Annotated in this window: 22 protein-coding genes and 2 riboswitches; of the genes, 13 read left to right on the top strand and 9 right to left on the bottom strand. The window is 40.9% G+C overall.

What is annotated here, in order from left to right; all coding sequences use genetic code 11:
• Positions 1-17 precede the first annotated feature (17 nt).
• Positions 18-383 (top strand): hypothetical protein, encoded by a 366-nt coding sequence (locus QUF86_RS12435; protein WP_289334526.1) that lies wholly within the window; start codon positions 18-20, stop codon positions 381-383.
• Here the strand turns inward: QUF86_RS12435 and QUF86_RS12430 are convergent.
• On the bottom strand, positions 380-529 hold the full coding sequence (locus tag QUF86_RS12430) for a hypothetical protein (RefSeq protein WP_289334525.1): 150 nt from the start codon (positions 527-529) through the stop codon (positions 380-382). The genes QUF86_RS12435 and QUF86_RS12430 overlap by 4 nt on opposite strands.
• Before the next feature lie 21 nt (positions 530-550).
• On the bottom strand, positions 551-1093 hold the full coding sequence (locus QUF86_RS12425; RefSeq protein WP_289315256.1) for a VUT family protein: 543 nt from the start codon (positions 1091-1093) through the stop codon (positions 551-553).
• Between the two features lie 51 nt (positions 1094-1144).
• Positions 1145-1187: riboswitch (PreQ1 riboswitch) on the bottom strand.
• Between the two features lie 377 nt (positions 1188-1564).
• Between QUF86_RS12425 and QUF86_RS12420 the strand changes: the two genes are divergently transcribed.
• Together QUF86_RS12420 and QUF86_RS12415 are read left to right on the top strand one after the other, a co-directional pair.
• Complete coding sequence (locus QUF86_RS12420; RefSeq protein WP_289334524.1) at positions 1565-2080, top strand: SRPBCC family protein; 516 nt, start codon at positions 1565-1567, stop codon at positions 2078-2080.
• A gap of 6 nt (positions 2081-2086) precedes the next feature.
• Positions 2087-2527, top strand: a complete 441-nt coding sequence (locus QUF86_RS12415; protein ID WP_289334523.1) for an SRPBCC family protein — start codon at positions 2087-2089, stop codon at positions 2525-2527.
• A gap of 196 nt (positions 2528-2723) precedes the next feature.
• On the opposite strand, the gene QUF86_RS12410 is transcribed toward QUF86_RS12415, so the two are convergent.
• The 3 genes from QUF86_RS12410 to QUF86_RS12400 form a co-directional block, all read right to left on the bottom strand.
• A complete protein-coding gene (locus tag QUF86_RS12410) occupies positions 2724-3695 on the bottom strand; it encodes an HD domain-containing protein (protein WP_289334522.1) in 972 nt (323 codons plus the stop codon).
• A gap of 46 nt (positions 3696-3741) precedes the next feature.
• On the bottom strand, positions 3742-4029 hold the full coding sequence (locus QUF86_RS12405) for a hypothetical protein (protein ID WP_289315252.1): 288 nt from the start codon (positions 4027-4029) through the stop codon (positions 3742-3744).
• A gap of 102 nt (positions 4030-4131) precedes the next feature.
• Positions 4132-4299, bottom strand: coding sequence for a hypothetical protein (locus QUF86_RS12400; RefSeq protein ID WP_289334521.1), 168 nt, complete (start codon positions 4297-4299; stop codon positions 4132-4134).
• Between the two features lie 115 nt (positions 4300-4414).
• Here QUF86_RS12400 and QUF86_RS12395 point away from each other — a divergent pair, with 115 nt between their 5' ends.
• Entirely contained in the window at positions 4415-4984 is a 570-nt protein-coding gene (locus tag QUF86_RS12395; protein ID WP_289334520.1) for a TetR/AcrR family transcriptional regulator, read from the top strand.
• Between the two features lie 53 nt (positions 4985-5037).
• Positions 5038-5385 (top strand): DUF4260 domain-containing protein, encoded by a 348-nt coding sequence (locus QUF86_RS12390; protein ID WP_289334519.1) that lies wholly within the window; start codon positions 5038-5040, stop codon positions 5383-5385.
• Between the two features lie 63 nt (positions 5386-5448).
• On the opposite strand, the gene queE is transcribed toward QUF86_RS12390, so the two are convergent.
• Genes queE through queC form a run of 3 tightly spaced genes read right to left on the bottom strand, consistent with a single transcriptional unit; the run spans position 5449 to position 7305 of the window.
• Positions 5449-6177, bottom strand: a complete 729-nt coding sequence (gene queE, locus QUF86_RS12385) for a 7-carboxy-7-deazaguanine synthase QueE (RefSeq protein WP_289315250.1) — start codon at positions 6175-6177, stop codon at positions 5449-5451.
• Positions 6170-6640 (bottom strand): 6-carboxytetrahydropterin synthase QueD, encoded by a 471-nt coding sequence (gene queD / locus QUF86_RS12380; RefSeq protein ID WP_289326120.1) that lies wholly within the window; start codon positions 6638-6640, stop codon positions 6170-6172. Before queD ends, queE begins: the two co-directional genes overlap by 8 nt.
• A complete protein-coding gene (gene queC / locus QUF86_RS12375; RefSeq protein WP_289315248.1) occupies positions 6640-7305 on the bottom strand; it encodes a 7-cyano-7-deazaguanine synthase QueC in 666 nt (221 codons plus the stop codon). Before queC ends, queD begins: the two co-directional genes overlap by 1 nt.
• Positions 7306-7360: 55 nt before the next feature.
• Positions 7361-7403, bottom strand: a riboswitch (PreQ1 riboswitch).
• Positions 7404-7589: 186 nt separating this feature from the next.
• Between queC and QUF86_RS12370 the strand changes: the two genes are divergently transcribed.
• The 8 genes from QUF86_RS12370 to QUF86_RS12335 all read left to right on the top strand — a co-directional run bounded on the left by QUF86_RS12370 (position 7590) and on the right by QUF86_RS12335 (position 16238).
• Positions 7590-9269 carry a methyl-accepting chemotaxis protein gene (locus QUF86_RS12370; protein ID WP_289334518.1) on the top strand — a complete coding sequence of 560 codons (1680 nt, stop codon included), beginning with the start codon at positions 7590-7592 and terminating at the stop codon, positions 9267-9269.
• A 463-nt stretch (positions 9270-9732) separates the two neighbouring features.
• Positions 9733-9945 carry a hypothetical protein gene (locus tag QUF86_RS12365; protein WP_289326124.1) on the top strand — a complete coding sequence of 71 codons (213 nt, stop codon included), beginning with the start codon at positions 9733-9735 and terminating at the stop codon, positions 9943-9945.
• Between the two features lie 771 nt (positions 9946-10716).
• Positions 10717-11898, top strand: a complete 1182-nt coding sequence (gene pgsB / locus QUF86_RS12360) for a poly-gamma-glutamate synthase PgsB (RefSeq protein ID WP_289334517.1) — start codon at positions 10717-10719, stop codon at positions 11896-11898.
• Between the two features lie 15 nt (positions 11899-11913).
• A complete protein-coding gene (gene pgsC / locus QUF86_RS12355) occupies positions 11914-12363 on the top strand; it encodes a poly-gamma-glutamate biosynthesis protein PgsC (RefSeq protein WP_063232582.1) in 450 nt (149 codons plus the stop codon).
• A 10-nt stretch (positions 12364-12373) separates the two neighbouring features.
• Positions 12374-13648 (top strand): CapA family protein, encoded by a 1275-nt coding sequence (locus tag QUF86_RS12350; protein ID WP_289334516.1) that lies wholly within the window; start codon positions 12374-12376, stop codon positions 13646-13648.
• 74 nt (positions 13649-13722) lie between these two features.
• Positions 13723-15306, top strand: a complete 1584-nt coding sequence (locus QUF86_RS12345) for a gamma-glutamyltransferase family protein (protein WP_289315243.1) — start codon at positions 13723-13725, stop codon at positions 15304-15306.
• A 69-nt stretch (positions 15307-15375) separates the two neighbouring features.
• On the top strand, positions 15376-15525 hold the full coding sequence (locus tag QUF86_RS12340; protein ID WP_176474433.1) for a CapE family protein: 150 nt from the start codon (positions 15376-15378) through the stop codon (positions 15523-15525).
• A gap of 83 nt (positions 15526-15608) precedes the next feature.
• Positions 15609-16238 carry a poly-gamma-glutamate hydrolase family protein gene (locus QUF86_RS12335; RefSeq protein ID WP_289334515.1) on the top strand — a complete coding sequence of 210 codons (630 nt, stop codon included), beginning with the start codon at positions 15609-15611 and terminating at the stop codon, positions 16236-16238.
• 5 nt (positions 16239-16243) lie between these two features.
• Here QUF86_RS12335 and QUF86_RS12330 read toward each other — a convergent pair whose 3' ends face one another.
• Entirely contained in the window at positions 16244-17446 is a 1203-nt protein-coding gene (locus tag QUF86_RS12330; RefSeq protein ID WP_289334514.1) for a C40 family peptidase, read from the bottom strand.
• Between the last annotated feature and the right edge of the window lie 76 nt (positions 17447-17522).

Here is a 17522-nt window from a genome sequence, read left to right as displayed (position 1 = left end):
TTTTTTGCTGTTTACTCGTGAATTTCGTACGTTTACTCGTGAATTTTGCTGTTTTACTCGTGAGTTTGGAGCATTTACTCGTGAGTTCGTGCGCCACTCTTGGGTTTGTGCTGTTTACTCGTGAGTTCGTGCGCCACTCTTGGGTTCGTGCTGTTTTACTCGTGAGTTTCGCACGTTTACTCGTGAGTTTTGCTGTTTTACTCGTGAGTTTGGAGCATTTACTCGTGAATTCGTGCGCCACTCTTGGGTTTGTGCTGTTTACTCGTGAGTTTTGCTGTTTTACTCGTGAGTTTGGAGCATTTACTCGTGAGTTTGGGTCATTTACTCGTGAATTCGTGCTATTTACTCGTAAGTTACTCCGATCACGCAAAAAAAGGACCTAATTAGGTCCTTTTTTGTCTATTCCTTTATGCTTCCGATAATTGGCGCAGGAGAGCTTCATACAATCCCCTTGAACTTGCGGGCCATATTTTTCACGAAAGGCCTCGAGGCAATAGCATTTGTCTTCTTCCTTTTTGGTTCCATCCATCGAGTGCATCCCTCCTAGCATTCAACCGGAGACTACTCGCTTCTCCAGCCTTACGTTGATTCGGCCCAACAATGTGGCACCGATTGACTGAATGACTGTTTTAACGATGATTTGGCCGATAACCGCAGCGGGTACAGCTTCCCATGGCAATATATTGGCACCCAGTGGACTTAGGCCAATCACGACAAATATCACTGAATCGAAAAATCCTCCAACGATCCCGCTGTAAAACACCCTCCAACTCATCGGGAGCTTTAACCGGGTATAAATCTCGGTATCCGCTGTTTCTGCCACCACGAAAGATAATGCGGAAGCAAATACAATCAATAATGTATCTCCTAATAAAAATGATACACACGCAGATAAAATCAGTGCGGTAACGATGCACATATAGGTTTTCGCGCGGCCGAATTTATTTTGGACCAGATCTCGAAAGATGAAGGTTCCCCCGATGAGCAATGTACCCATAGGAATGATGAACATACCAAAGTGCAATGGCTCAAAAGCTGCCGTAACCACATTCGCCGTGACGATGGATACTAAATACAATAGAATTCTTAACATTTCTTACATTCTCCTTATACAGAAAAAACAGCACCCTAAGAAAGAGCACCGTTCCCCTTAGTTTTTTTGAGAGGGTAGCTAGAACCTCTTCCGCCCGAGCGGATTATCATTTTCCTTAATTATCGTAGCTTGAAAACGATTGGAAATCAAGAAGTTTCCCTGTTGCATCGTATTTTCGATTTAGTCGCTGGGAATGGTGCGAAACCAAGGTTTTCCTTGCCGAATTGTTAAGTCAATATCCATTTTTCCAAAGCTTTGTAAGTAGTGAAATTAATACGAACATCCCACTTTGTTAACACTTTAGGACTTTTGCCGATTCTTGTCGCAGAAAACTGCTTGACCAGCTGTATATGAAAAGCGACAATCATTGATAGAGTTATGTTACGGTCTTTCCTTGTAAAAGAAGAAACTCAATTGGCCACGGTCTTAAGAGGAATGACAAAAGTATAAACGCGAGGAGGAAAAAGAATAATGAAAAAAACGACGTTTTTCTATCCTATTTATATCGCAACCACTCCAGAGAAGCTTTGGGAAGCCCTGACGAGTGGTGAATTTACGAAAAAGTATCATTTCGGATGCCAAGTCCAGTCTGATTGGCAAGAAGGCTCAACCGTTGAATATTTGCTGCAAGATGGGCGGGTTACTGATCATGGTATTGTACATAAGTGTGAGCCGTTGCACCTGCTCTCGTTTACATGGAACATGGCAGGAGACGAAACCCCTCGCGACCATCCTACACGGGTCACCTTTGAACTACAGCCAATGGATGGTTCAACCGTGAAGTTAACGCTAAAGCATGAGGAGCTATTGGAGACAGATTTCGTATACGATGACAATACCTTTAAAGGCTTAAATAATGGATGGCCTGCCATTCTAAGTAACCTGAAGAGCTTGCTTGAAACTGGACGGACCTTGCCGCCAATCTATGTAGATCGGGAGAATCAGGTGTTAGTGGAAAACGATAAAAACACATTGAAAGAGAGTTGATTTAGTATGGATACTCAAATAACTACGAAATTTAAAATAGTCAAGCCAACTAATGAGGTGTTTGAAGCCATAGTGAACCCTGAAAAAATCGGGAATTTTTGGTTCTCATCGAGTTCGGAAAGATGGGAACAAGGCCGGACGCCTACATTGAGATATGACGAATACGATGCAGAAGTGGTAATCAATGTTTTAGAAGTCGAGAAAAATAGGAAAATCGTGTTTTCGTGGGGAGGAAATGATCAAGAAACGGTTGTTACCATCACACTTAAAGAGTTGGATAATACGAGTACAATTATCGAAGTAAACGAATCCGGTTTGAATGAAGATGACCCAGAAATAATAAACAAAATGATAGGACAAAAAGAAGGTTGGGTATATACATTAACCTGTTTAAAGGGTTATTTAGAAAATGGCGTTAATAATTTGAGAGCGTCAATAGTTTTTTAGTTATTAAAAGAATCAATGGCAGTTGGGAATGCCCAACTAAATAAAGGCTTTTTCTTCGATGTTTAAAAAAAGAAGGCTTACAAGTCTTGGTTAGACTATATGATATTCTTAATTTTTCCGTATTATACGGGAGAAAAAACTCAAGGATGGATGTCACCCTTGGGTTTTTCATTTACCGTATGCTGTGACACGAAATTCAATCGGAAATCACTTTTAGATACATGCCCTTCGAAGCTTTTTTATGGGCTTTAATCCCCATGTTCTTGACTTTTCCCGATAAATTGGAGGCTCTTACTAAATTGGCTCCTTGAATAACGGAAGGATCAATGCGCCGCACTTTATTTTTCAGATGAATATCGTAGTCCAATTGATCTTCTTTCAGCTTTACGTTACCATGGATCCGTTTTAACAGATTTTGCACTTCATGGTCTTCAGTGGAGCTTAATAAGGACATGACTTCTTCATCTGTACCTAGTAAGTCATCAAGGCTGATCAGGTTGTTAGCCAAAGCCAATTTTAAGGTCTTTGCCAAGATATCATAGCCATATATATTAAGTGGGTCCATGAAAAAATCAATAACTTCGCTATAATACGTTTCTACAAACCATTCCGCCGATTCAATATTATCCAAATACATCCTTCCATTAATTATGATTACATGGTTTAGAAAGTCATGAACGGATTCCAGTGTGATATGTCCGTATTGATACATATCCCGGAGAGTATAATCTACCCGATCGGCGCATAACTCAGGTGCTGGCTGTTCAAGGAATTCCCATTTTGATTGAAAAATATCTTCACATTCATATCCATACCTCTTCAGTATTAAGGGGATTTCGGATTCCATAATGACATGTTCATATATTTTTTCATGATAATCTTCATCCTTACAATCCAGAACGAAATCAATTACATGTGAGAATGCAGTGTGGGATACGTCATGCAGCAAGCCCGCGATTTGTTCCTCCAATGACCCACCAAGCGATTTTATTAAAAGCATCACACCTATTGAATGGTCAAACCGTGTGGCGTCCCACCTCTCATTAACTAAATAACTTGCCCCGCCTTGATGTATCCCCTTCAATCTTTGGAGCGGTTTGCTTACTATCAACTCTTCGAGAACTCCCTCTACAATGTGTTTCCCATAGATACTATCCGAAACTATCAATAACTGCCACCTCCCCCATTAGTTTACTCATTACAGGCAGGTGATTTCACTGATTTTCTTCTGTGAAAATTATTTCCCCCTTTTGATTTTGCTCATATTGCTTCCTTACCAATTTTTCTAACTCCTCTTCATCATTCAAATCGATATTCCCTGGATTGACCTCATCAATACCCTCTATGAATATCATTTCATTTGTTTTTATTACCTGATCTGTCGGATACACTTCAAAAATGTCTTCTACAGGTTTTGTTTTATTTTTATAAGGTTTAGTGAATAAAAAAAAAGCAGTCAAGACTATGATAATTGAAGACAAAATACCGAATTTATTTTTCATTTATTCATCCCTTCCAAGCTATCTGTATGACCTTACACTACCACAAAAGGATATAACTGGTTAAAAAAATTAGTCAAGCTCATATATAGCGGGTTCCTTCTTTCAGTTACAAGGACATTCAAATTTCTGGTAAAGGGAACTGGAAATGAATTCTGCATCTTCGCCCACTGCTGCCTTTGCAACTTTATCCTCCCCTTGAACCGTAAGACTGCAAGTGTTCCTTTCGGTTTCAGGTTTACTATTGGCGATGGCGATTTCGGTTGCTTCCAATGGAAAAGTCCACTAAAAAAACATTTATTCAGAAGAATGTCTAATATTTGACATTTAAAAATCAGTACGATATCATCCTAATTAACCAGTGGTCAATAAATAAGGGGGTGCTATAATGTCGCCAAGGAAAATGGCAGGTAAAGAATTATCCAGGGAAATGGTATTGAATGAAGCTAGACATCTTTTTGCCACCGAAGGGTATTCGAACGTCTCAATGAGACAATTGGCTAAATCATTGGATTGCAGCCATGGAGCCATTTATTATCACTTTAAAAATAAGGCAGAAATATTTTATAGTTTGGTTAAAACGGATTTTTCCGTCTTAAATACTTTAATCGATGATATCATCATGTCGGAAAATGACCCTTCCCGAAAAATCGAAAAGATTTTATTGTGCTTCATAGAGTTCGGTTTAACCCAACAGAATCATTATTCCATCATGTTTTTATCCAAGGAAAAAGAAATTCAGCATTTACTTCAAATCGATTCCAATAAGACCTACGAAAAGCTAATACAGTCCTTGACAGACCTTACCGACAACAAACTGAATCCTGCATCCATATGGTCCATTTTCCTGTCTCTTCACGGATTCATAACGTTTTATATTAATTCTGATCTATCTTATCCGGATGTAAAAGGTTTAGCTGATTTTCACGTGAAAAATATCATCAAGAACATTATCTAATTTTTCATGAATATTATTGACCAATGGTTAATTGAATTTTAGGGGGCTTTAAAATGGTAAAGAAATTCCTTCATATCGAAGGACTCATGGTCCTTTTAGCAATGATTTACGTCTATTCGTTATTTGAATTCAGCTGGTGGATTTTCCTTTTATTGATTTTGTCGCCTGATGTTTCCATGTTGGCCTATTCGATCGATGAACGAGTTGGAGCAAAAGTTTATAACTTTTTCCATACTTATACCATGTCGATCTTCATGATTTTGCTAGCCGTTTTTCTAAAGTCGGATGCATGTATGATGATTGGTTTAATTTGGACCGCACATATTGGAATGGACCGCTTATTTGGGTATGGCCTTAAATACACATCATCCTTCAAAGCTACACACCTTCAAAAGGTATAGGAAGCTTTCCACATGTAAAAGGCAGTGTGATTACGCATCACACTGCCTCCTGCTCTCTTTTCTTTACACGCCTCGCTTGTTACCCCATATATAGGTATGCAGCTGGGGCAGCACTTTCACATCATTCAATTCATCATCGGCTATCACTTTATCAATTAACTCTTCGTATTTCTTCAAAAGACCGCTGATCAATTGATTATCATCAGCCGTCGTGCTGTCATCATTGCCGACCTGCAGATAAAACGGAATATCCGGGTAACGGCCATGCACATTTTTGGCATACTGGTAATCTTCTTCGTTAAAGACGACAACTTTCAATGAGACATGGTTTTCAGGGTTTCGATTGGCAAGGTTCGATATGATTCGGTCAAGCACCGTAAAGTCCGTGTTCATTCTTGAGCTCGGCGGCTTAGGTGATATGGTCAGTTCATCAATATCGAGAAACCAATCCTGCCATCGGCTCCCTTGTGTTTCCACACCTATTTTCATTTTATTTTCATGTAAGATTTCTACCAAGCCATTTAGGTTTTTCAGCAGTGCCGGGTTTCCGCCTGATATCGTCACGAAGGAAAAGCCGGAACCCCCAATTCGCTTCAGCTCATCCCATATTTCTTCGGCAGTCATTTGGACGGTATCTTCCTTACCGGTGCCATCCCAAGTAAATGCGGAATCACACCAGGCACAGGAATAATCGCAGCCTGCCGTCCGAACGAACATGGTTTTTTGGCCAATGACCATTCCCTCACCTTGGATGGTCGGTCCGAAGATTTCCATAACCGGGAGTTTACTCACTTTCCATCCACTCCCGTCTGGCTTCAGCATAACTTGTTGGCGTTTCGTATAGTCGGACAAATTCGACTCTAGCACCCTCATAATCTTTTAATGAAAGGGCTTCGGCCATTTTTTCATAAATCCAGACAACCATATTTTCAGCCGTTGTATTCATGAGTGGCAAGGTTTCATTCAAATAACGATGATCAAGGTGGACTTCAATTTCATTTTTCCATATATCCTTGATGTCCCCGAAATCTATCATCAAACCACGTGAATCCGTATACCCGCTCAAGCCGAAAATGACCTTATACGTGTGGCCATGCAAGTTCTTGCATTTTCCTTCATAGTCATGTAGGTGGTGCGCTGCGTCAAAGGTGAACTCCTTACTGACCAGAACCCTCTTGGTGGTATATTTCAATTGGCTGCGCTGAATATCTTCATCTATTTTTTGGAGTTTATCCACTATAGTAAAACCGTACATCATGAAAGCACCTTCCGTCTGCTTACATAGTCATCCAGTCCTTTTTTCCGCAACTTACATGCCGGGCAATCTCCACAGCCATCGGATATGATTCCGTTATAGCATGTCAGGGTCTTTTCGCGAACAAAGTCGAACGCTCCGAGCTGATCCGCAAGCTCCCATGTTTCCTCTTTATTAAGCCACATAAGCGGCGTATCAATCACGAATGACTGGTCCATCGACAAGTTCAAGGTCACGTTCAACGATTTGATGAATACATCACGGCAGTCCGGATATCCGCTGAAATCCGTTTCACAGACACCGGTGACAATGTGTTTAGCGCCAATCTGACTGGCCAACACTCCGGCAAACGAAAGGAACAGCAAATTCCTCCCTGGTACGAACGTCGACGGCAATTCCCCGTCTTCTCCGTCCTCCACTGCAATATCACTTCTTGTCAACGCATTCGGTGCCAGTTGGTTCAGCAGCGACATGTCAAGAATATGATGGTTCACGCCCAATTCATTGGCAATCTTTTGAGCGCATTCGATTTCCAGGCTGTGCCGCTGATTATAATCAAACGTTACCGCTTCCACTTCCTCATATCTCTCCATCGCCCAGAACAGGCACGTCGTACTATCCTGCCCTCCGCTAAACACAACCACTGCCTTTTCTTTCTTCTTCATTTCTATAAAACTCCTTTTTACGGAAAAAAACAGCACCCTAAGAATAGAGCACTGTTTCTCCTTAGTTTTTTTGAGAGGGTAGCTAGAACCTCTTCCGCCTTAACGCGGAATATAATATTTTTCCAAGTCAATAGTAACTTGAAAACAAAAAGAAATCAAGATGTTTATATTTATTGAAAATTAGACCTAATGGAAACCTTGATCATCACCTCTTCTGCTTAAATATCCCATTATTCATCCGATAAAAAAGAGTGAATAAAATATCGATAAAGGGGATCATTAATTTGAAAAGCATTAAAGGAAAGATATTGGTGGCATTTTCTCTCATCATATCTTTATGTATCATCTTAGGAGCATTCAATATTTATAGCAGCAACAAGTCACTTAAACAGTCTCAGGATATCATTGATGAGGAACTTCCACTTCTTATCCAAGACGAAAAGCTACTATATAATTTAGCACAAAGAACCGCACTAGCAAGAGCCTATATTTTATATGGCGACGAGAGTTATAAAGAAAGGTTTTTACAATATACAGAGGATAGCAAGGCCATCCAGGAGGATCTTTTGGCCATAAGCGATTCTGATAAAGCGAAGGAATTGATCGAGAAAAGCGTGGATTGGAGGACCATGATTGTAGACCGGGTATTTACTCAATATGATAAAGGAAATGAAGAACGCGCTAAAGAAATACTCAAAAATGAAGTGGCACCGGTCGGCGATGAAGTGACGGAAGGGCTCAAGGAGCTGACTTTGGAACGTGAGGAATTGATTGTCGCTTCAGGGGAAAGCGTGATCGCAAGCGGGAAATCGGTCAAGACGACAAGTATCATCATCTCGATTGCGGCTGTCATTATCGGCCTTCTGCTCGCGCTTGTGACTGCCAACCTCATTACCACCCCTCTCCTTAAAATCAGGGACAGAATGAGAATGATAGCTGATGGGCAGCTGAATCATGAGCCCCTGGAGCAAAAGTCCAAGGATGAAATAGGCGAATTAACGGTATCCGCCAACCAAATGCAGAAAAACCTTCGTGATACGATCGAAAAAATGCTGGTTGTATCCGAATCCGTTTCCAGCCAAAGCGAGGATCTGACTCAATCGGCAAATGAAGTCCAACAGGGCAGCAGGCAGATAGCGACTACCATGTACGAACTTTCCGAAGGTTCGGAGTCACAAGCCAACCGGGCAGCTGAAATGGTTCGCATGATGGATGATTTCACAGGCAAGATCGTGGAGGCCCATCTTGAAGGAGTGGAAGTATCTCAAAGTTCAACCGAGATCCTTTCCTTGTCTAAGGAGGGCACCACTTTAATGCGCAGTTCAGTCCAACAAATGGAGATTATAGATGGGATTGTCAAAAATGCCGTTGAGCAAGTGAAAGGACTCGATTCTCAATCACAGGAAATCTCGCAGCTTGTGCTGGTCATCAAGGATATATCCAATCAAACCAATCTATTGGCGCTGAATGCGGCCATAGAAGCTGCACGCGCAGGTGAACATGGCAAGGGCTTCGCCGTCGTCGCAGCTGAAGTGCGTAAACTCGCTGAAGAGGTCACACACTCGGTTGGGGACATCACCGATATTGTCTCCGCTATACAAACAGGTTCAAAAACGGTCGTCCACTCCCTGGAAGATGGTTATACACAAGTGGATGAAGGCACGAAACAGATTACGCTCACTGGACGAACCTTTGAAACAATCAATCACTCTGTCGGGAATATAGGCATGAAAATACAGCATATTACAGATGAATTGAAATATATCTCTACTAATAGTAAAAAAATCAATCAGGCTATCGAAGATATCGCAGCCGTTTCCGAAGATTCCGCGGCAGGAATCGAACAAGTCTCCGCCTCCGCCCAACAGTCCAGCTCTTCAATGGATGAAATCACTAATCATGCCAGTGAACTTGCATCGTCTGCTGAACTGCTGACTGAACAGGTTAAGAAATTCAAATTATGATACTAGCAATTTCCCGTCACTTAATACGGGAAATTGCTTATTTTCCCTCCATGATGTGAATTGTTTCGTTTTCGTATATTCGGGGAATAAAACACTATACACATTAATGATTCATCAAAAGACAAATCCGTCAAAAGCGGTTAGATGTGAATATTTTCGTTTATTTTCAGAATATTTAGTGTATAATAAATATTATTATAGGAATAATTTAACTGCAATAATCATCATTTCCAATACCTGCTTACCGCAAATCCCGGTACACGGATTCACTTGATCCGGACAGTTCATTTCAACACAATGCACGGGTACCTATCCATTACATACTTTCATTCAAACCACACCATTCACAACTTTATTCACACAAAATCATAAATTTTTCTACAAAATTGAAAAAAGGTTAAACTTCACTAACAATACGTTACTATTAAACTAAGACCTTTTAACCCCATAAGGAGGAATTCATATGAAACGTTTTTTCAAATTCATCGCAGATTTTAACGAAAGAAAAGCAATGGAACGGGAAACCGAAGAATTCTTTCGCAAAGAATACGAAAATTATATGAAGATGAATCCTGAAAATCAAGGAAAAAGGAGATTAGCTCCTAGATTTTATGTAATTGATGGCGGTAAAAAAGGCTCCAACCTTGAGATTTCCGACAGAAAGAAATCCAGTTAAACAGATCCCTTCCATAATCAGCCACTAATGTTGTAGCTCCTAACCCACAAACGGGATTATAACCCATTCGGATTCATTCAAAATATATAAGCCGAAAGCTCAGATATACATCTGAGCTTTTTCTATTTTTCATTCTTCTATTAACACTATATCAATAGAAGAAACTAGGTATTTTTTTAAAAAATTGGATTAACTTTAGTTTATTTCATGTTTAAGGAAAAGATCACTTTATAGACCCATGGGTATTTTTCAATGAAAAAACCAAAAAATAACAAAAAAAAAGAGATGTGTTCTTTTACTCATCTTTGTCCATATTCAAAAGAGTCCAACTAATTGAGTCGATAGATACAATATCTTACATTGAATGACAGATGCATAAACATTGTTACATTTAGGTCAAATAAATGGGTATAAACAATTACCATTCTGTAATAAACCTCACTTTTAAAAACAATTAATTATATAAATATAGCCATTATGAATCGGGCTCAAATGCTCATGAAACTATTTTGATGCTGTTCAAAAATGAGCTTTTATTACACTTTCCATATTTTAGTGTAAAACTCCAAGGTTTTACGTGTTTTTTAGCCATTTCTTTGTACTCATAAAGCATTTTATCCCTTTAGATACTATTACACTTCTATATACATTTATTTGAAAAAGCTGACATTAACTATATTACAATAGAATAATTGACTATTGCCTATTAAGTTTAAAATCATGTAGTGTGTATTCAGTAAATCAAATATTTAAAAAAAGAGAGGTTAAAAAATGGCACCAATATTTATTTGTGCGATCTTTTTGCTTGGCTATGGCATATTCGAACAAAAACGCCACCAGAAGCGTCTCGACTCCATCCCGGTACGTGTGAATGTGAATGGAATTCGAGGGAAATCAACTGTGACGCGTCTAATTACAGGGGTGATCCAGGAAGCTAAGTACAAAACTGTAGGTAAAACAACCGGAACATCAGCAAGAATGATCTATTGGTTTACCGACAAGGAAAAACCGATTAAACGCCGCCCAGAAGGACCCAACATTGGAGAACAAAGGCGTGTAGTTAAAGAAGTTGCCGATTTAGGCACGGAAGCACTGGTTTGTGAATGTATGGCCGTTCAGCCTGACTATCAACTAATCTTCCAAAATAAAATGATCCAAGCAAACATTGGGGTCATCGTGAATGTATTGGAAGACCATATGGATGTCATGGGACCGACCTTGGATGAGGTTGCAGAGGCTTTCACTGCTACCATACCCTATAACGGTCACTTAATAACCATCGAAAGTGAATATTTGGACTTTTTCAAGCAAATTGCCCAAGAACGCAACTCTAAAGTGATCGTTGCTGATAATTCAAGAATTTCGGAAGAATTCTTACGCGAATTCGACTATATGGTATTTCCCGATAACGCGTCACTGGCGTTGGCCGTTGCAGAAGCTTTGGGCATCGATGAGAAAACGGCTTTTCGCGGCATGTTAAATGCGCATCCCGATCCAGGTGCCATGAGGATCACCAAATTCGGGGATTCCATCCAGCCAACTTTCTTTGTCAATGGGTTTGCTGCAAATGACGCATCATCGACGCTGAACATCTGGGAACGCGTCAATACGTTCGGATACAGCACAGAACCTCCTATCGTCATCATGAACTGCCGTGCCGACCGTGTGGACCGTACAGAGCAGTTTGCAAGAGATGTATTGCCTTACATAAAATCTGAAATCGTCATTGCCATTGGTGAAACCACTTCACCGATCACAAAGGCATTCGAGCAAGGTAAATTGGATACAAAAGAATATTGGGATTTAGAAAACTGGTCAACTGAAGAAATCGTGGCACGTCTCCGCCCATTGATGAAAAATCGAATCGTCTACGGTGTCGGGAATATTCACGGTGCAGCGGAACCATTAATTGAAGCATTCATGAAATCTAAAACAAAGCAAAAAGCGAGTTAAGTAGGAGGAACCTTAATGTTTGGATCGGATTTATATGTAGCCCTAGTGCTGGGAGTAACGCTTAGCCTTATATTTTCAGAAAAAACGGGTGTCGTACCCGCAGGACTTATTGTGCCAGGTTATTTGGCATTGGTATTTGATCAATGGGAAATCATGCTGACCATCCTGATCATTAGTGTCGTAACTTATTTAATCGTCACTCACGGCCTTTCAAGATGGGTGATTTTATATGGAAGAAGAAAATTCGCAGCCATGATGGTGACAGGGATCTGCTTGAAACTCCTATTGGACTTCGTCTACCCCGTCATGCCATTTGAAATATTCGAGTTTCGGGGAATCGGTATAATCGTTCCCGGTTTGATAGCGAATACCATTCAAAGACAAGGAATGCCATTGACACTTGGCAGCACGCTTTTATTATCCGGCTTGACTTTCGGATTAATGAACGTGTACTACCTATTCTGAGGTGCAAAAAATGAAACGGACTTTAAATGCAAAAGAAAAAACACTTATCTTTATTAAACGTACGAAGAAAAAGAATCTTAAATACACTGGAATCATACTACCTATATTACTGATCGCTTTAGTCATTACCACTTGGATGGGACGGGCTGAGGAAGTGAAAACAACCGCTTCAAAATCCGAGCAACCATTGACGATGACCATGGTCGGTGATGTAATGATGGGGCGTAATGTTGAAGAAGTGACGGAAAGGCACGGATATGAATACCTTTTCCGTTATATGAAGCCCTATTTTTCCGATTCGGACTATGTCAGTGGGAATTATGAACACCCAGCTTTAAAAGAAGAGGCAGCCAACTACAAGGAAGCAGATACGCCCATCCATTTAAACTCCAATACTAGTGGTGTTGAAGCCGTTAAAGATGCTGGCTTCTCTGTGATGACTTTGGCCAATAACCATATGAAGGACTTTGAAGAACAGGGACTCCTTGACACGATCGATGAATTCAAAAATGCGGGCATGCACTATGTCGGTGTTGGGTCGAACACTGAGGATGCTAAAGCTAGCATCGACTATGCGGATGTTAATGGCGTTCGTGTCGCAACACTTGGCTTCACAGATGTTTACGGTAAGGATGCCGTGCCAAAACATAATCAAGCCGGCCTATTGAACTCCAACCCTGATTTATTATTTGAAATGATCGGAAAAGCAAGTGATGCCAAGCAAGGCAACGCAGACTTGGTTGTCGTGAATATGCACTGGGGGCAAGAGTATTCAACATCTACAACCACCCGGCAAAAAGACTTGGCTAAAGCTATCATCGATGCGGGGGCTGACATCATCATCGGCCATCACCCCCATGTACTTCAATCGTTTGATGTTTATAAAGATGGAATCATTTTCTATAGCTTAGGAAACTTCATATTCGATCAAGGCTGGACACGGACAAAGGATTCAGCCATGGTTCAATACCATTTAGCGGAAGACGGCAAAGCTACAATCGATGTCGTTCCACTGCAAATTGAAGAAGCCACACCAAGACCAGCTACCTCTTCAATCGACAAATCACGTGTTTACCGTCAGTTGACGAAAGAAACGAGTGAAAAAGCCCAATGGTCGAAAAAAGAGGATCGCATCGAGATTACCTTGGATCACAAGAAGATAATCGACCATAAGGCACAACGTGAACAAGAAGAAAAAGCAGCGAAAGCAGCAATGGAAAAGAAAGCTGTACAAGAGAAAAAAGCAGCACAAGCTAAACAACAGGACATACAACCCATTCAGTAAAGAACGCTTTGTTACTACTACGTGAAGAAAAAAGACACACAACTTAGAAGCTCAACGAAAAGGGGGATCAACCGATGATTAACCGTATGACGAGAAAAGTGATTATATCCCTTAGCATGCTCATATCTATTGCTGGATGTTCGAAGACACCCCCTATTTCTGACACGAATGAACCGATAGATAGTAAAAACGCTCAATCATATGGGGTCAGTTCTTCAAACCCAATCGCAATAGATGTCGGGATGGATATATTGGAAAACGGCGGAACGGCGGCGGATGCTGCCATTGCCGTATCTTATGTATTAGGTGTAGTTGAACCTTATGGATCTGGCGTGGGTGGCGGCGGCGGTATGCTGATTGCCCCGGAATCCGGCGATCCCAATTTTATCGATTATCGTGAATCCTCTCCAGAAGACCCGAGTTCGAGACACGATACAGGGATTCCAGGCTTAGTGGCCGGCATGCAGGTTATAAGTGATAAGTATGGGAGCGTACCAATGGCAGATCTTCTTCAGCCGGCGATAGAGTTGGCTGAAGGCGGATTTGAAGTCGACGAATCGTTATCATCACGCTTAGAATCAGCTCAGCCAAGGATATCTTCCGATGCGACTTCACTTTTTTATCCTGATGGTGATGCCATTGAACCAGGAAAAACCCTCGTCCAAGAAAGACTTGCTGAAACATTGAAGCAGATTCAAAAGGATGGTCCTGATGGTTTTTATAAAGGGGAAATTGCGCGAGATATTAAAAGAGAATCAGATATCGACTTGATGGATTTAAAGCGCTATGAGGTGAAAGAACATAAGCCGGTCCAAGGAACATTTGCCGGTTATGATGTTTTTACCGCCCCTCCACCCTTTTCAGGAATCACAGTTCTTGAAATGTTAAAACTGGCGGAGGAAATGAACCTAGGTGATTCTTCAAGCAAATCAGCTTATATGAAAGTCTTGGGGGGCATCACAGATACTGCTTATCAAGATCGGTCCGACCACATTGGAGATGGAATAAGTCACTCTAAGGCGGAAAAATTGCTCTCCCCCATTCACTTGGATAATCTTAAAAGTAAGATCAAAAGTGAAAAATGGGAAGATAAAGAATCGAATGGCTCCGAAGAACATGAGAGTACGACACACTTTGTGATCATGGACAAGTATGGCACTGTCGTTTCCACAACAAATACGCTCAGTAACTTTTTCGGATCTGGTGATTATACGAATGGATTTTTCCTTAACGATCAATTGAAAAATTTCCGGTCCGGCTTGAACTCTCAAGAGGCATATAAACGGTCAAGAACTTTCACCGCTCCTACCATTCTCAAGAAACCAGGGCAGGAATCGATTGGGATCGGCTCACCAGGCGGTGATAGGATTCCGCAAATATTGATGCAGGTCCTTTATTCTTATACAGAGAATGAAGGCTCATTTCAGGATATCGTCGACCGTAATCGGTTCGTCTTTGATGGAAAGAAGATTTATACGGAATCCAGGCTTTCGGATGAAATGATATCCAACTTGGAAGATTCAGGATATGAAGTCATCCAGAAGATTTCCCCCATGTATTATGGCGGGGTTCAAGTTCTCGTTAAAAACGAGAAAAATGGACGATTATCCGGAGCTGGGGATAAAAGAAGAAATGGAAGCTGGAAAGCTCAGCAATAAAAGTGCAATCCAGCCCCTCCTTTCCTAAATATCATATGAATTTTATCGATGTATAAGGGGATTTTGAATATGAATATCGTAAAAAAAATAACAAGCTGGGTTATACCTGTTCTTCTTGTAGCAGCCCTGCTTGTGACCATGAATACGTTTAAACGGACAGAAACTTTAACACCCGACGAGCAAAAGAAAATAGAACAATATACGACTGTCGAAGAATAAAAAAGCTGGGGCATCCCCGCTTTTTTTATTTTTGCCGTCAACGGTATGGAAGATGAAATACACTAGAGATATGGAGGATAACCATGATTGAAAATAACTATACTGATTTTTTTGAACTGCAGCAAAATGAACAAGAAGACCTCGATTACCGCATCATCGTTCATCACAGGAATCCTGATATTGCAGTTCTAGCCATACATGGCGGGAACATCGAACCGGGAACTAGCGAGATTGCAGCCGCACTTGGAGAGAGACTTTGTGCAAGCACCTATCTATTCGAAGGACTTAAACCAAGGGGCAACCAGGTCCTCCATATAACATCCCGCTTGTTTAATGAACCGATCGGCGTTTCAATGGCAGCGAACGCACAGACCACCCTTTCCATCCATGGCCACTACGATGTACATAATGCGCTGGTTTACATTGGCGGAAGGAACGAACCCTATAAGAACCTTATTCAGCAATGCCTCAACAAAGCTGGATTTCAAACTGATCATGCACCGCAGTACCTTTCAGGCATGAAAGGAAACAACATCACCAACACTTCCAAAACGGGTGCAGGCGTGCAATTGGAACTTTCCACAAAGCTTAGAAAAAGCTTTTTCAAAGGTGATGACTTTACTAGTAAGAACAGGGTCAATCCATGTGATCTTTTTAAACAGTTCGTTACTGCCATTGAAAAAGCGACTCTAGCATATAAAGAGATTGAATGATCTTCTTAGTCGATGAGGCTTTCAACTTGACCGAAGCTTTCGAATTTCTCGGCAAAATAACCTGACGAAAGATTGGAGATATGAACGCCGGTGTTTTCCGTTGTATTGAGAAAACGGCCATCACCTAGATAAATACCTACATGGGTCACACCTAGCCTAGTTCCTGTGTCCCTAAAAAATACTAAATCCCCTGCCTTTGGATTTTCGATTTTGGGCACCAATGAGAAGTAATCCGCTGCGGAATCCCGTTTTACTGAAAGGCCCTGCTCCTTCATGACCCAATAAATGAAACCGCTGCAATCCATTCCGATCATCGGATCTTCTCCCCCGAAAACATAAGTGAATCCGCGTAAAGTATATGCATACTTGATGACATCATATGCTTTATCATAGGCAGCCTCCTGGTTTACATAAAACGGATATAACGGGTTGCTGTATAGTTGAAGATACTGCCCTTTCATTAACTCATCAGTTCTTAACGCGTTACGGCTTTTGATCGTACTCATGGAAATGCTGTAATTCTCCGATATACTATTAAGCGTTTCTCCCGTTTGGACGATATGCTCCCCTTTAGGCGTGTATGTTTTGTACGCCACTTGGTATTTTGCAAAGTAATCTTCTGTAGTGGATCTCACCTGAACCGTTTCTGCACCATATCCAGAATTGACAAATTGGTTTTCGCCGACATAAATACCCGCAGTCACGACTTTTAAGCTGTCTTTTTCCAGAAAGAATATAATATCCCCAGTTTTCGGAGTGGCTGTATCCATCCCTTGCTTATAAAAACCATCTACTGTCAAACGGTCGACCGGCACATTTTGCTGGGAAAGCACCCAATGAATCAATCCGCTCGAATCAAACCCCTTTTCAGGCGTCTCCTCTCCAGCTGTCTTTTTAAACCCTATAAAGGATTTCGCATAGTTCGCTATTTGTTTTCCTCTCTCCGACCATTGATAGATGGAAGGAGTATAATCCGTTAGAATGATCGTCAACTTTTGGCCCACAAATAACTTATCATCCGGTAAACCATTCGATTTCATTAATTGCTCTGCCGATATATCATAAGTATCGGCAATCGATTCTACCGTTTCGCCAGAAATCACAGTATGCACACGATCTGCCGCCTCGACCTTTAAACCAGGTAAAAAAGTGAAACTAACCATGAATACCAATGAAAGTACTATAACGCTTAATTTCCCTTTAAACATTTAAACCCTTCCTTTATACGCTCAAATATTTTAAAATTTACGATTTTCCAATAAATACTCCATTATAAGAAGCTGA

Source organism: Peribacillus sp. NJ11 (assembly GCF_030348405.1).
In the GTDB taxonomy this organism is placed as follows: Bacteria; Bacillota; Bacilli; order Bacillales; family DSM-1321; genus Peribacillus.
Note: the sequence above shows the minus strand (reverse complement) of the source record. Positions and strands in the feature narration are given on the sequence as shown.

What these genes read in the sequence shown, in the direction of transcription:
- QUF86_RS12430 (WP_289334525.1), bottom strand. Translation starts at nt 529, where the DNA reads ATGGATGGAACCAAAAAGGAAGAAGACAAATGCTATTGCCTCGAGGCC.
- QUF86_RS12425 (WP_289315256.1), bottom strand. Translation starts at nt 1,093, where the DNA reads ATGTTAAGAATTCTATTGTATTTAGTATCCATCGTCACGGCGAATGTG.
- QUF86_RS12420 (WP_289334524.1), top strand. Translation starts at nt 1,565, where the DNA reads ATGAAAAAAACGACGTTTTTCTATCCTATTTATATCGCAACCACTCCA.
- QUF86_RS12415 (WP_289334523.1), top strand. Translation starts at nt 2,087, where the DNA reads ATGGATACTCAAATAACTACGAAATTTAAAATAGTCAAGCCAACTAAT.
- QUF86_RS12405 (WP_289315252.1), bottom strand. Translation starts at nt 4,029, where the DNA reads ATGAAAAATAAATTCGGTATTTTGTCTTCAATTATCATAGTCTTGACT.
- QUF86_RS12395 (WP_289334520.1), top strand. Translation starts at nt 4,415, where the DNA reads ATGTCGCCAAGGAAAATGGCAGGTAAAGAATTATCCAGGGAAATGGTA.
- QUF86_RS12390 (WP_289334519.1), top strand. Translation starts at nt 5,038, where the DNA reads ATGGTAAAGAAATTCCTTCATATCGAAGGACTCATGGTCCTTTTAGCA.
- queD (WP_289326120.1), bottom strand. Translation starts at nt 6,640, where the DNA reads ATGTACGGTTTTACTATAGTGGATAAACTCCAAAAAATAGATGAAGAT.
- queC (WP_289315248.1), bottom strand. Translation starts at nt 7,305, where the DNA reads ATGAAGAAGAAAGAAAAGGCAGTGGTTGTGTTTAGCGGAGGGCAGGAT.
- QUF86_RS12365 (WP_289326124.1), top strand. Translation starts at nt 9,733, where the DNA reads ATGAAACGTTTTTTCAAATTCATCGCAGATTTTAACGAAAGAAAAGCA.
- pgsB (WP_289334517.1), top strand. Translation starts at nt 10,717, where the DNA reads ATGGCACCAATATTTATTTGTGCGATCTTTTTGCTTGGCTATGGCATA.
- pgsC (WP_063232582.1), top strand. Translation starts at nt 11,914, where the DNA reads ATGTTTGGATCGGATTTATATGTAGCCCTAGTGCTGGGAGTAACGCTT.
- QUF86_RS12350 (WP_289334516.1), top strand. Translation starts at nt 12,374, where the DNA reads ATGAAACGGACTTTAAATGCAAAAGAAAAAACACTTATCTTTATTAAA.
- QUF86_RS12345 (WP_289315243.1), top strand. Translation starts at nt 13,723, where the DNA reads ATGATTAACCGTATGACGAGAAAAGTGATTATATCCCTTAGCATGCTC.
- QUF86_RS12340 (WP_176474433.1), top strand. Translation starts at nt 15,376, where the DNA reads ATGAATATCGTAAAAAAAATAACAAGCTGGGTTATACCTGTTCTTCTT.
- QUF86_RS12335 (WP_289334515.1), top strand. Translation starts at nt 15,609, where the DNA reads ATGATTGAAAATAACTATACTGATTTTTTTGAACTGCAGCAAAATGAA.
- QUF86_RS12330 (WP_289334514.1), bottom strand. Translation starts at nt 17,446, where the DNA reads ATGTTTAAAGGGAAATTAAGCGTTATAGTACTTTCATTGGTATTCATG.